General features: G+C 36.8%; 12 protein-coding genes. 3 read left to right on the top strand and 9 right to left on the bottom strand.

Features of this window, described 5'->3' with window-relative positions; translation table 11 throughout:
- Window positions 1–155: 155 nt before the first annotated feature.
- Window positions 156–1,988, bottom strand: a complete 1,833-nt coding sequence (gene glmS / locus J6569_RS07995) for a glutamine--fructose-6-phosphate transaminase (isomerizing) (RefSeq protein ID WP_296318202.1) — start codon at window positions 1,986–1,988, stop codon at window positions 156–158.
- 3 nt (window positions 1,989–1,991) lie between these two features.
- The gene (glmU, locus tag J6569_RS08000) at window positions 1,992–3,377 is read right to left on the bottom strand and encodes a bifunctional UDP-N-acetylglucosamine diphosphorylase/glucosamine-1-phosphate N-acetyltransferase GlmU (protein ID WP_296318203.1); all 1,386 of its coding nucleotides are present in this window, start codon (window positions 3,375–3,377) and stop codon (window positions 1,992–1,994) included.
- Between the two features lie 139 nt (window positions 3,378–3,516).
- Between glmU and hemG the strand changes: the two genes are divergently transcribed.
- Together hemG and typA are read left to right on the top strand one after the other, a co-directional pair.
- Window positions 3,517–4,050 carry a menaquinone-dependent protoporphyrinogen IX dehydrogenase gene (hemG, locus tag J6569_RS08005; protein ID WP_296301044.1) on the top strand — a complete coding sequence of 178 codons (534 nt, stop codon included), beginning with the start codon at window positions 3,517–3,519 and terminating at the stop codon, window positions 4,048–4,050.
- Between the two features lie 165 nt (window positions 4,051–4,215).
- Window positions 4,216–6,042 carry a ribosome-dependent GTPase TypA gene (typA, locus tag J6569_RS08010; RefSeq protein ID WP_065561705.1) on the top strand — a complete coding sequence of 609 codons (1,827 nt, stop codon included), beginning with the start codon at window positions 4,216–4,218 and terminating at the stop codon, window positions 6,040–6,042.
- Window positions 6,043–6,076: 34 nt separating this feature from the next.
- On the opposite strand, the gene J6569_RS08015 is transcribed toward typA, so the two are convergent.
- Both J6569_RS08015 and J6569_RS08020 read right to left on the bottom strand, forming a co-directional pair.
- Window positions 6,077–6,493 (bottom strand): RnfABCDGE type electron transport complex subunit B, encoded by a 417-nt coding sequence (locus tag J6569_RS08015; RefSeq protein WP_174799004.1) that lies wholly within the window; start codon window positions 6,491–6,493, stop codon window positions 6,077–6,079.
- Entirely contained in the window at window positions 6,493–8,193 is a 1,701-nt protein-coding gene (locus J6569_RS08020) for a formate--tetrahydrofolate ligase (RefSeq protein ID WP_296318204.1), read from the bottom strand. The genes J6569_RS08015 and J6569_RS08020 overlap by 1 nt, the downstream gene beginning before the upstream one ends.
- A gap of 167 nt (window positions 8,194–8,360) precedes the next feature.
- Between J6569_RS08020 and sohB the strand changes: the two genes are divergently transcribed.
- Window positions 8,361–9,476, top strand: coding sequence for a protease SohB (gene sohB / locus J6569_RS08025; protein WP_296318205.1), 1,116 nt, complete (start codon window positions 8,361–8,363; stop codon window positions 9,474–9,476).
- Window positions 9,477–9,579: 103 nt separating this feature from the next.
- Here sohB and J6569_RS08030 read toward each other — a convergent pair whose 3' ends face one another.
- The 5 genes from J6569_RS08030 to J6569_RS08050 are packed head-to-tail and all read right to left on the bottom strand — an operon-like array spanning window position 9,580 to window position 13,767.
- Window positions 9,580–10,806 (bottom strand): beta-ketoacyl-ACP synthase, encoded by a 1,227-nt coding sequence (locus tag J6569_RS08030; RefSeq protein ID WP_065590071.1) that lies wholly within the window; start codon window positions 10,804–10,806, stop codon window positions 9,580–9,582.
- Window positions 10,803–11,534 carry a 3-ketoacyl-ACP reductase FabG2 gene (locus J6569_RS08035; RefSeq protein WP_065574798.1) on the bottom strand — a complete coding sequence of 244 codons (732 nt, stop codon included), beginning with the start codon at window positions 11,532–11,534 and terminating at the stop codon, window positions 10,803–10,805. The genes J6569_RS08030 and J6569_RS08035 overlap by 4 nt, the downstream gene beginning before the upstream one ends.
- A gap of 5 nt (window positions 11,535–11,539) precedes the next feature.
- Window positions 11,540–12,013, bottom strand: a complete 474-nt coding sequence (locus J6569_RS08040; protein WP_065590073.1) for a hypothetical protein — start codon at window positions 12,011–12,013, stop codon at window positions 11,540–11,542.
- Window positions 12,013–13,194 carry a beta-ketoacyl-[acyl-carrier-protein] synthase family protein gene (locus J6569_RS08045; RefSeq protein ID WP_296318206.1) on the bottom strand — a complete coding sequence of 394 codons (1,182 nt, stop codon included), beginning with the start codon at window positions 13,192–13,194 and terminating at the stop codon, window positions 12,013–12,015. The genes J6569_RS08040 and J6569_RS08045 overlap by 1 nt, the downstream gene beginning before the upstream one ends.
- Complete coding sequence (locus J6569_RS08050; protein WP_296301050.1) at window positions 13,195–13,767, bottom strand: DUF3261 domain-containing protein; 573 nt, start codon at window positions 13,765–13,767, stop codon at window positions 13,195–13,197.
- Window positions 13,768–13,773: the final 6 nt, after the last annotated feature.

The raw sequence follows: 13,773 nt of genomic DNA on the forward strand, positions 1-13,773 counted from the left end.
CATTAAATAACATGACACCGATTGAGTATAAAACACTAAAACAAGCAGCATGATTTTCTACGTGAGTTGTGTACTAAATTTGGGGTATTTACAAAATATTTACACTATAAGTATAACAACACAGTTAAATAAAAAATAGTAAGTTGTTTGCGTATCTATTCTACCGTTACCGATTTTGCTAAATTACGAGGCTGATCGACATCGGTTCCTTTGATCAAAGCAACATGATACGCAAGTAGTTGTGTAGGTACTGTGTAATATATTGGTGCAGTAAGCTCTTCAATATGGGGTAGGTTTATAATGTGCATGGTGTCATCACTAACAAATTCCGAATCTTCTTGGGCAAAAACATACAATTGACCGCCACGCGCTCGAACTTCTTCTATATTAGATTTTAATTTTTCTAGCATTTCGTTGGTTGGTGCCATAACAATCACTGGCATATCAGCATCAATTAATGCAAGTGGACCATGTTTGAGTTCACCAGCAGCATAGGCTTCAGCGTGAATATAAGATATTTCTTTGAGCTTTAGCGAAGCTTCCATAGCGATTGGATACTCATCACCTCGACCTAAGAATAGCGCATGATGTTTATCCACAAAATGACTAGCTAGTTTTTTTATTTGAGGTTCTGCTGTTAGCACCTGTTCAATGCGGTTTGGTAGGACTTGTAGTGCATGCACAATAGCCTGCTCAGTACTTTCAGCCATATTATTTATGCGTCCTAATTTAGCAACTAGTAGCAATAAAACCGTTAATTGTGTGGTAAAGGCTTTAGTTGACGCAACACCTATTTCAACCCCCGCCTTGGTTAATAGAACTAAATCAGCTTCGCGCACGAGTGTTGAGGCTGCCACATTACAGATAGCAAGGGTGCTTAGGTAATTATTTTCTTTGGCTAATCGCAATGCAGCGAGTGTGTCAGCCGTTTCACCAGATTGTGAAAGGGTGATAAATAAGCTATTTTTGCGACGAGCTGGATTTCGATAACGGAATTCTGATGCAATCTCGACATCACAAGGAATTCCTGCTAAAGCTTCAAACCAATAACGTGCAACCATACCTGCATTATAAGCAGTACCACAGGCAACAATTTGAACATGCTCAACCTGTTTAAGGATGGCTTTGGCTTCATCACCAAGTTCGGACAAATCAACTTTACCATGTACCATGCGGCCTTCAAGCGTATTTTTTATTGCATTAGGTTGTTCGTAGATCTCTTTTTGCATGTAATGGCTGTAGCCTGCTTTACTACCCGCATCATACTTTGCATCAGATTCTAAACATGGTCTTGCTACTTCTTGATGATTTTTGTCTAAGATTGTTACTTTTCGATGAGTGATAAGTGCGATATCACCTTCTTCCAAATAGATAAATTGGCGAGTGACGGGTAATAGTGCTAATTGATCGGATGCGATAAAGTTCTCACCTACACCACAACCTATAACTAAAGGACTGCCTGAACGTGCCGCAACCAGTATATCTGGATTGCGAGTGTCCATAATGACTGTACCGTAAGCCCCTCGTAGTTGCGGAATAGCTTTTTGTACAGCGTCAAATAAGGAACAATCTTCTGTTGATATAATGTTATGAATTAAGTGGGCAATAACTTCCGTATCCGTTTCTGAACGAAATTGATAACCTTTGGCGATCAGCTTTTCACGCAGTGGTTCAAAATTTTCGATAATTCCATTATGCACAACGGCAATAAAACCAGATACATGTGGATGAGCATTGTGTTCAGCTGGTTCACCATGAGTTGCCCAGCGAGTATGAGCAATTCCTGTAGATCCTTCTAGTGGATGCTGTTCAATGGCATCTTTAAGTGCTTGTACTTTGCCAACACGACGAACGCGTTGTAATTCACCTTGTGGTGAAATAATTGCCAGTCCTGCCGAGTCATAACCACGATATTCTAATCGTTTTAAACCTTCTAATAATATTTCAGCAACATCACGTTTGGCGATAGCACCCACAATACCACACATATATTATTCCTCGTTAGTTAACTTTGTTGGTCGTTTCCAACCAGCAAGTTGTTTTTGTTTTACTCGGCTTACGACCAATTCGTTCTCATTCACGTTATTAGTAACCGTTGTTCCTGCTGCAATAGTTGCCCCTTTACCCACTTTTACAGGTGCAATTAATTGTGTATCAGAACCGACAAACACATCATCTTCAATAATAGTTTTAAATTTATTGGCGCCGTCATAATTACAGGTGATGGTGCCTGCACCTATGTTGACGTTACTACCAATTTCGCTATCGCCAAGATAGCTTAAGTGTCCCGCTTTGCTTGCTTGGCCTAGATGTGCTTTTTTTAATTCAACAAAGTTGCCAACATGGGCTTGTTCATCAAGCTGTGAACCAGGTCGTAGACGGGCGAAAGGTCCTATAGTGCACTGTTTAGCGATAGTTGAATCTTCAATAATGCTATACGGACTGATTGTTGAATTGTCATCAATTGAGCAATTTTTTAAGGCACAGCCTGCACCAATAAATACGTTATTGCCTAGTTTGACATTTCCTTCAATAATTACATTACAATCAATCGTAACATCTTTACCATGCGATAGTGTGCCTCGTAAGTCAAAGCGATTTGGATCAAGCAGTGTTACACCAGCTAGTAATAAATTTTGAGCTTGCAGGTGTTGATATTGTCTTTCTAACATTGCCAATTGTAGGCGATTATTAACACCTTCAACTTCAAATTGTTGAACTGGGTGCGAGGTTAAGATTTCATAACCATCTTGGTAAGCAAAAGCAATAATATCGGTTAAGTAGAACTCTTTTTGCGCATTATTATTGGTTAAACGTAATAACCAACTTTTCAATAATTTTCCGTTAACTAGCATTATGCCGGTGTTAATTTCGTTGATTTTTTGTTGTTCTGGTGTAGCATCTTTTTGTTCAATAATAGCAACAACTTTGCCATTTTTGCGTTCTATTCGACCATAACCTGTTGGCTCTTCAAGAATAACAGTTAATAAAGCGATACCTTGCTGGGGTTTACTGGCAATTAAAGTTTGTAGTGTTTGAGCCGATATAAGGGGAGTGTCGCCATATAAAATTAAGATATCTTCGTCATCTTGAATGTAAGGGATAGCTTGTTGCACAGCATGACCAGTACCTAGTTGTTTGGCTTGATATACCAGTTGCACAGGTTGATTTTTAAGCGCATCTTTAAGCTGTTGTTTGCCATGTCCATAAACAATATTGATGCGATTTGTATTAAGTTGTTGAACTGTATCAATCACATGTTGTAACATCGGCTTGGTGCCAATTTTATGTAAAACTTTAGGTAGGTTGGAATGCATCCGTGTGCCTTTTCCTGCCGCCAAAATAATTGCACTTAGCTTTGGTGGTGAAATTGCCATAATTGGTTCCGATCTGGTTGAATTAGCGTAACACTATAATCAAAATTTTTAATGAAATCATCCCCAATCTTTTAATTTTTATCATAAAAAAAGTAAAATTGATATTTACCCAAGAGTTTAACAAAAGAGGCAGCAAGTTATGAATTCCGCTATAAAAGTTTTATTACTCTATACCACACATGAAAAACAGACATTTAAGATTATGCAACGTATAAAAACACGACTTAATGGTCGATGTGATTGTGATGTTATTGAACTGTTACCTGATACTAAAATCGATTTGACGCAATACCAAGCAGCCTTATTGGGAAGTTCGATTCGTTATGGATTTTATAGCAAAGTGATGAAAGTATTTATCGATAAGAATTATCAGCAGTTAAATAGTATGAAGTCTGGATTTTTTGGGGTAAATATGGTTGCGAGGAAACCCAATAAAAATACACCAGAAACAAATTTATATACCAAAAAGTTTTTAGCTAAAATAGCATGGAAACCAGCTTTTACTGCTGTTTTTGCTGGCGCGCTTTATTATCCTCAATATAATTGGTTTGATCGCAATATGATCCGCTTTATTATGTGGTTAGGGAAAGGTGATACTGATGTAACAAAACCAGTTATTGAATATACAGATTGGGCAAAGGTAGATGAATTTGCCAAACAGTTTTATACTTAAACGTATAGTTACCGGAAACTTTTTTACAAATAAATTGATATTTTTCTAAAGATATCAAGTGTTCAACTTCTTTTAAAGAAACTTTGTGATATAGATCAACATTTCGGCTAAAAAGGTGTACAATACTGCGCCTATAGAATCTGTCTCCTAATTGGAATTTTAATTGTGATTGAAAATTTAAGAAATATTGCCATTATTGCTCACGTTGACCATGGTAAAACAACATTGGTTGATAAGTTATTAAAACAGTCAGGTACGCTAGATAATCTACGTGGTGACGATAACGAACGCATCATGGACTCTAATGCGCTCGAAAAAGAGCGTGGTATTACCATTTTAGCTAAAAATACCGCTATTGATTGGAATGGTTACCGAATTAATATCGTTGATACCCCAGGACATGCTGATTTTGGCGGTGAAGTTGAACGTGTTATGTCTATGGTTGATTCTGTATTATTGCTCGTTGATGCAATGGATGGACCAATGCCTCAAACACGTTTTGTAACGCAAAAAGCATTTGCTTATGGTTTAAAACCGATTGTGGTTATCAATAAAGTAGACCGACCAGGAGCTCGCCCTGATTGGGTGGTTGACCAAGTGTTTGATCTGTTTGTTAATTTAGGAGCTACTGATGAACAGCTAGATTTCCCTATTGTTTATGCTTCTGCATTAATGGGTATTGCGGGCTTAGATCATGAAAATATGGCTGAAGATATGACGCCACTATTTGAAGCGATTGTTAAACATGTTGAACCACCAAAAGTGGATTTAGATGGTCCATTCCAAATGCAAATTTCTCAACTTGATTATAATAATTATGTTGGCGTTATTGGTATTGGTCGTATTAAACGTGGTCGTGTTAAACCAAATCAACAAGTGACTATAGTTGATAGTGAAGGTAACAAACGTACAGGTAAAGTAGGGCAAGTGCTAGGTCATTTAGGGCTGCAACGTTATGAAGCTGAAGTTGCCGAAGCTGGTGATATTATTGCATTAACTGGTCTTGGTGAACTCGGTATCTCTGACACGATTTGTGATAACAGTTGCGTTGAAGCTCTGCCGGCATTAACTGTTGATGAACCAACAGTAACGATGTTCTTTAATGTTAATAGCTCACCATTTGCTGGTAAAGAAGGTAAATATGTAACATCTCGACAAATTCTTGAGCGTTTAAATAAAGAGCTTGTACATAATGTTGCGTTGCGCGTTGAAGAAACTCCAGATCCAGATGCTTTTAGAGTATCGGGTCGTGGTGAATTGCATTTATCAGTACTAATTGAAAATATGCGCCGTGAAGGTTATGAGTTAGGTGTTTCTCGCCCTAAGGTTATTTTTAGAGAAATTGACGGTAAAAAACAAGAGCCATTCGAGCAAGTTACCCTTGATATTGAAGAACAACATCAAGGTTCAGTAATGGAAGCTCTTGGTTTACGCAAAGGTGATCTAACCAACATGTTACCAGATGGTAAAGGTCGTGTGCGTTTAGATTATGTCATTCCAAGTCGTGGACTTATCGGTTTCAGAACTGAATTTATGACTATGACTTCAGGTACAGGTTTACTTTATTCTACATTTAGTCATTATGATGATATTCGCCCAGGCGAAATTGGTCAGCGTAATAATGGAGTAATGATTTCTAACGGTACAGGTAAAGCATTGGCATATGCGTTATATGGTTTACAAGATCGTGGTAAGTTATTCCTAGGCCATGGTGCTGAAGTATATGAAGGGCAAATCATTGGTATACATACTCGTTCAAACGATTTAACTGTTAACTGTTTAACGGGTAAAAAATTGACTAATATGCGAGCATCAGGTACCGACGAAGCAACAACACTTTCACCACCAATTAAAATGTCATTGGAACAAGCGTTAGAGTTTATTGACGATGATGAATTAGTTGAAGTAACACCGTTATCAATCCGTCTTCGTAAACGTCATTTGACGGAAAATGACCGAAAACGTGCATTTAGAAGTGGTAACAAAGACTAATTAATATTAGTTCTATCGTAATATGAAAACCTCGCTATTTAGCGAGGTTTTTTTTAGCTTTTACTCTAGCAATGGCATCGGCGATAGACTGTTTTCGGTCGTTCGATGTGCTAGTTTTGTTTGCCATCGGTGTGACACGAGGAAACAAAATTGTTGGTGGCACCAATTGGTTGTGATTTAATCGCTGTTGCTTTTTCTCAGTTAGCGCTAACTCTTCTGATTCACTTAATACAGTGCCTAAAGTGCTTAATGTAATACAGTCTGTTGGACAGGTATTAATACAATTACTACACGAAGTACATAACTGTGGCAAAATAGTGTGCAGCACTTGCTTACTGCCCACTATAGCATCGGTTGGGCAAACACGAATGCATTTGCCACAACCAATACAGTTTTCTTCGTCAATAAATGCTTTATATTGTTCTTGGGTTTGCATAATTACTTCTTGCATTAACTTAAACCTACAATATTACCATCCTTGTCAATATCAATATGCCTATAAGCAGGATTAGTACCAAGCCCTGGCATGGTCATCACATTTCCAGCGTAAACACGAATAAAGCCAGCCCCTGCTGAAATAGCCAAATGGCTGATATCAACGTCAAAATTAGTTGGTACATTTTTTAAGTTAGCATCGGCACTAATTGACATTGGTGTTTTAGCAATACAAAGTGGCAAATGATCCAGTTTTAATTCTTCGATCTCTTTGATGTTTTCCAGTGCAGTGGCTGATAAATTAGCTTTGTTAGCACCATATTTTTTTACCATGGTTTGAATCTTATCTGCGAGTGGCATATTATCAGGATAAGGCAATTTAATTTCACTTGGCATTTCACACGCTTTAATAACATGCTTTGCTAATTTTTCAGCGCCTTTACCGCCTTGAGTGAAGACTTCACTCACTTCACAGGCAAATGCACCATGTTCAATCGCATATTTTTGTAAAAACGCTAATTCTTCTTCACTATCGTGTGGAAAGCGATTAATAGCGACAATTACTTGTAATCCATAGCTTTTGGCATTGTTGATATGCCATGCTAAATTGGCAGCACCAATTTCAAGTAATGCAACGTTAGATTCTGAAATTTCTTTCGGAATAGCTTGCCCCGGTTTGATATTATACTTACCGCTATTAGATTTTAGACTTCGCACCGTTGCAACTAATACTACACATGAAGCTTTAATGCCAGCTTGGCGATATTTGATATTAAAGAATTTTTCCATACCCATATCCGAACCAAAGCCCGCTTCAGTCACGACATAATCAGCAAGTTGTAAAGCAATGCGATCGGCAATGACAGATGAGTTACCATGAGCGATATTAGCAAAAGGCCCAGCATGAATAAGTACTGGTGTATTTTCAACGGTTTGCATCAGGTTTGGATTAATCGCATTTTTAAGTAACACAGTCATGGCGCCAGCAACTTCAAGTTGTTCTGCGGTAATGGCTTCGCCTTGCGTATTATAAGCAAGAATAATACGACCAATACGAGCACGCATATCATGTAAATCTGAAGCTAAGGCTAAAATTGCCATGAGTTCTGACGCTGCGGTAATTTCAAATCCATCTTGGCGTGTAACACCATTAACGCCACCACCAACACCGACAGTTATTTTACGAAGCGCACGATCGTTATGATCTATCACTCGCTTCCACACAATGCGATTTACATCAATGTTTAAACGCGGTAAACCTGTTTGTGCAGTAAATTCATCACCTAAACGTTCTTCATGATAAAGCCTTGAATCTAAAGCAGCAGAAGCTAAATCATGTGCGGCAGTAATGGCGTGAATGTCACCTGTTAAGTGTAGATTTAATGTTTCCATTGGCAAAACCTCGGCTTTACCACCGCCAGCAGCACCACCTTTAACACCAAATACAGGACCTAAACTTGGTTGACGGATACAAGCGATTGCGGACTTACCAATATAATTTAAGCCCTCACTTAGCCCGATAGTATTAACTGTTTTACCCTCACCAAGTGGCGTCGGCGTGATAGCAGTAACTAATACCAATTTACCGTTAGGTTTGTTGGGTTTGGTTTTAAGAATGGATAGATCAACTTTTGCCACATGCTTGCCGTAAGGCAGGACAAATTCTTCTGGAATGTTGCATTGTTTAGCTATTTCGGTAATTGGATGTAATGGCATATTAATTCTCATCTAACAGTAATTTGGGTTATCAGTATAAATAATTTGATTTGCCGAATAAAGCGACAATTTTATCTTTATCGTTTTTCGGCACAATTCGCAATTATCTTGTTATAATTACTAAATCTATTCAATCAACATATATTTCATTAAAGGATAATAATTAAATGAATTGGTTTTCTGAGTATTCACTTTTTTTAGCTGAAACAGCAACAGTTGTTATAGCAATTTTAGCTGTACTTGTTTTTATATTAAGCCAACGCCGTAAATCAGCAACGGTGGCAGGGCGGTTATCGGTTAAAGATATTAGCCAAGAATATGAACAAGTTAAAGACGACATGTTAATGTCAAGCATGGATGAGTTAGAAGCTAAGCTGTTTATGAAAGATCTTAAAAAACAGAAAAAAAATGAGAGAAAGCAAGCGAAATTAGCAGCTAAACAAAAAAAGAAACAAGCTAAAAATCAAGAAAAATCTGCCGAACAAACTTCGTCAGATTCAGATAATGTAGCGAAACCAGTAGAAAGTAATACAAACCAACAAGTTAAACCTAAATTATTTGTATTATCTTTCAATGGCAGCATGGATGCACACGAAGTTGAAGAATTACGCCAAGAAATCACTGCTGTGTTAGCTGTTATTAAGCCTGAAGATAAAGTTGTCATTAAGCTTGAAAGTCCAGGTGGCGTGGTTCACGGTTATGGTCTTGCTGCATCGCAATTATTACGGTTTAGACAGCGTGATATACCTTTCACTGTAGTGGTTGATAAAGTTGCGGCAAGTGGGGGATATATGATGGCTTGTACCGCTAACAAAATTGTGGCTGCACCATTTGCAATTGTGGGTTCAATTGGTGTGGTTGCGCAGATCCCTAATTTTAACCGCTTACTCAAAAAACATGATGTAGATATTGAATTACAAACGGCAGGTGCGTATAAGCGTACATTGACGATGTTTGGTGAAAATACCGAAGAAGGACGTCAAAAATTCAAACAAGAATTAGAAGAAACTCATCTTTTATTTAAAGACTTTGTTAAAGAGTATCGCCCAAATGTTGATATCGAACAAGTTGCAACAGGCGAACACTGGTTTGCAACACAAGCTAAAAATAAAGGCTTAGTTGACGAAATCAGTACGAGTGATGACTTTATTTTATCTCACTTACAAACACATAAAATTATCTCAGTCTGTTATCAACGTAGGCAAAAGCTATCGGAAAGAATTTCGAAGAACGTGATGAAAAGTGTAGAAAGATTGTTTTTCAGACAAGAAAACGGGCTGTAATAGCCCTTTTTGTGATTAACGTCAATTTTTTAATTGATTTGTTGGAGCTAATTATACTGATAATTATAATTAGCTCCCGTTTATCGTTGTGGTGTTGGTTAGATTAAAATCGTTTGATGATAATTGAAGTATTTATCCCACCAAATGCAAAATTGTTGGTTTGAAAATACTCAATATCTAAATTTCGACCAGTTCCCATTATATAGTCAAGGTCACCACATGCTGGATCAATATTATTTAGGTTAATTGTTGGATTGAACCAACCTGAGTGCATCATTTCTAGTGTTAACCAAGCTTCTAATGCCCCACATGCTCCAAGAGTATGGCCGAAATAACTTTTTAACGATGAGATAGGTGTTTGATTACCAAATATTTCAGAAGTTGCATTACTTTCAGCAATATCACCACGATCGGTAGCTGTACCATGAGCACTGATGTAACCAATATCAGCTGGTGATAAATTAGCTTTTTTTAATGCTTGCTCGATACATAGTTTCATCGTTTCTTTACGTGGTTGAGTAATATGGCTTGCATCACAATTTGTCATAAAACCGACTATTTCACCATATATTTTTGCTCCTCGCGCTTTTGCATGCTCGTATTCTTCAAGAATTAAAGCACCAGCTCCTTCACCAATCACTAAACCGTCACGATCTTTGTCAAATGGGCGAGGAGAACTTTTGGGATTATCATTCTTTTGACTGGTAGCAAATAAGGTGTCAAAAACTGCTGCTTCTGAAGGACATAACTCTTCTGCACCACCAGCTACCATTGCTGTTTGCATACCATATTTAATCGCTTCATAAGCATAACCAATAGCTTGGCTACCTGATGTACAAGCGCTAGAAGTTGTAATAACTCTTCCTTTTAATCCAAAGAATAAACCAGTATTGACAACAGTAGTATGCGGCATCATTTGTACATAAGTTGTAGCCGTAATATTATTAGTATGTTTTTCATTTAGCATTGTTGCAAATGAAGCAACGGGTTGTGTACTACCAGTTGAAGAACCAAATGCAATTCCTGTTTTACCATTTGTAATGATTGGGTCATCAAGTAAACCTGATTTTTCGAGTGCTATTTCTGTTGCTTTTGTAGATAATAAAGATACTCTTCCCATGGAGCGTATTTTTTTTCGGGTATAATGCTCTGGGATAGTAAAATTATCAATAGGTGCGCCTAATTTTGTATGCAATCCATCGTAGATTTCCCACTCGGGCATATATCTCACTGCGTTTTCTAGTTTTTTTAACTTTTCTTGTATACTTATCCAGTCATTACCAAATGCAGTAACGCCACCCATTCCCGTTATGACAACCCTTTTAGTCATACCATCCCTCCGTTGATTGAAATTACTTGGCGTGTTATATATCCTGCTATATCAGACATCAAATAACTTGCTAACCCTGCTACTTCGTCCACTTGTCCCATGCGTTTTAATGGTATTATTCTCATTGCCTCTTGTAATGCAATAGGTTCCATATCTAAAATACCGGTATCAATTAAGCCTGGCGCAATACAATTTACTGTGATCTTGCGTTTAGCAAGCTCAAGTGCTAGAGCTTTACTTGCTCCAATTATCCCTGCTTTTGCAGCACTATAATTAACTTGTCCACGATTACCAACCAAACCAGAAACTGACGTTATACTAATAATTCGCCCACCGCTACGAAGTCCTATCATTGGCATAATACAAGGGTGCAGAACATTATAAAAACTGTCAAGATCAGTATGAATGACATTGTTCCAATCATCTTCAGTTAAAGCAGGAAAAGCTCCATCACGAATGATACCAGCATTATTTACAACACCATAATATGCGCCATAAAGTTCGATATCAGCTTCAATATTTTGTTGACACTGTATGCGATTACTTACATCGAATTGTATTAATCGAGCAGTGCCTCCAAATTGTTCAATATAATTTTTTGTTTCAATTGCTCCTTGCTTATCATTATTGTAGTGAACAGCAATGGCAAAACCATCTTGCGAAAGTTTACAGGCAATAGCTTTACCAATTCCTTTGCTTGCACCTGTTACCAGAATTGTTCGTTTCATTTCTTTTATTCTCCTAATCGATTTTGACCGAATAAATGAGCTAATTCAGTTTGATCAGGCTCATAGACATTGAGCTTTCCTGAAACGACACATTGTTCGTCGATCTTTATTTGACAATCAAAATTAGCTAGTTTGCTATCAAAAAGAACTAAGTTTGTATGGATAACTAAATGGCTGTAGTGAGGAAAGCTCGGTAATAATGTTTTTATTGATCTTCCACCTAGTAACATACCTAATTGTGGTTTTTTATTATTAATAATACCATGGTAACCATTCCATACGCCGATGGTTTGAGCCATTAATTCAATGGCATATAAATTGGGTAATTCATTATTATTATTTAAAAAAGGTGCCAAAATACCATTTTTATTAACTTGAACACTACAAATGCATTGTTCATCATTAATTAAATGAACTTTTTCTACCATTACCATTGGTTCTTCATGAGGTAAATAATAATTCGCTGGGTAATATTGCATTATATTTTTCCAATAATAAGAGATGCATTGTTACCACCAAATGCAAAAGAATTTGACATTATAATTGGAGTATTTAATGTCATACGCTTTGTAACAATATTGATTTTATCAAGATTTTCATCAAATGGTGAGACCGAAAAATCCTGTTGTGGTAAATAAATATTTTGATCAAGCAATAATGTGCTAATGGCTAATTCTGTTGCTGCAGCACTACCTAAAGTATGGCCAGTTAAATGTTTAGTTGAGCTACATGGCGGTAAATTTTGATTGAATAAGCGATAAACAGCTTTACTTTCGGCAAGATCATTCAATATAGTTGCTGTTCCATGAAGGTTGATATAACCAATGTCATTGGTCGTTAATCTTGCATTATCTAAAGCCGCTTGCATTGCTTTTTGAGCGCCTAATCCTTCTGGATGGGGTGATGAAATATGATGAGCATCAGATGATTCCCCAGTGCCCAAAATAACCATATTACTTGTTTCTTTTTTGGTAAGTAAAAATACAGCGCTTGCTTCGCCGATGTTTATTCCATTTCGGTTTTGTGCAAAGGGCATACATGGATTTGCAGAAAGTGATTCAAGTGCATTAAATCCATTAATTGGCATTCGGCTCAGGCTATCAGCTCCACCAACAATTGCTGCATCAACGATTCCTGATTCAATTAATCTTTTACCACTAATAATAGCTTTAGCACTAGATGTGCAGGCAGTTGATATTGTGTAACTAGGGCCTTTTAAACCAAGCAACGCCGTTAAAAAACACGATGGATCGCCTAATTCTTGCTGATTATAAGAAAAAGTAGGTAAATGGATATTCGTTTGTAAGTAATGTTTTAAATTGACATCTCCTTCATGAATGCCTGAGGTGCTAGTCCCCATAATAATTGCTATTCGTTTATTCCCATAACGTAAAATAGCATTATCAATATCGGATTGAATTTGTAAGTAAGCTCCATATAATAATTGGTTATTTCGTGTTGAATATTGTGATAAACGTGTAGGAATTTTGGGTAAATCAGCTTTCACTTTACCTACCCAAGTTTTTTTATTGTTTAGCAACCAATTATTTTCTTCAATTAAACAGTGTGGTGCACAATACTGCTTAGTTAAATTCTGTCTAATTTCATTTAGAGAATTACCTAAACTATTGATTGCTCCTATAGCTGTAATATAAACCATTTATTTTGTATCCATACTTTGAATTGCAATTTTATAACCAAATATATGATGTTCAATTTGAATTGGTTTTCTTATCTTAGTTGATGGTTGTTCTGCATAGGTTATATCTATTATGGTTTCTTGTTTGTTATTGAGCAATGTTCTATGTAGCTCGTTATCAACGATTTGCCAGCCAGCAGGTAGTACGGTCAGCCAATCTTGAGTGGGTAAAATACTCAACATAATATCAGATAGAACTTGTTCGGGAGCAGGTAGTTCTTTAACAAATATATTGTGTTTTGTTTTTACTAGCTTGCCATCATAATCAATTTCAAAGAGCCTGATACCTAGAGCAGAAAGACCAATCACCTTTAATTGGTTGTTGCTAATATCAACTATGGCAATAATTGAGTTTTCCAGATTTTTATATTTAAATTTTAACAGCTGCTGATCATGATAATTTTGTTTTGTATTTATTACTGGAAGATTAATTTTAACTTCTTTAGTTAACCATGCTTGAGATTGTGTTTTACTAGCGCAACTAGTAACAAAAATGACTAACATCATCATGGTTAAAACTAAATATTTTTTCATCTTATA

It is taken from the genome of Gilliamella sp. (assembly GCF_024104075.1).
GTDB lineage: Bacteria > Pseudomonadota > Gammaproteobacteria > Enterobacterales > Orbaceae > Gilliamella > Gilliamella bombi.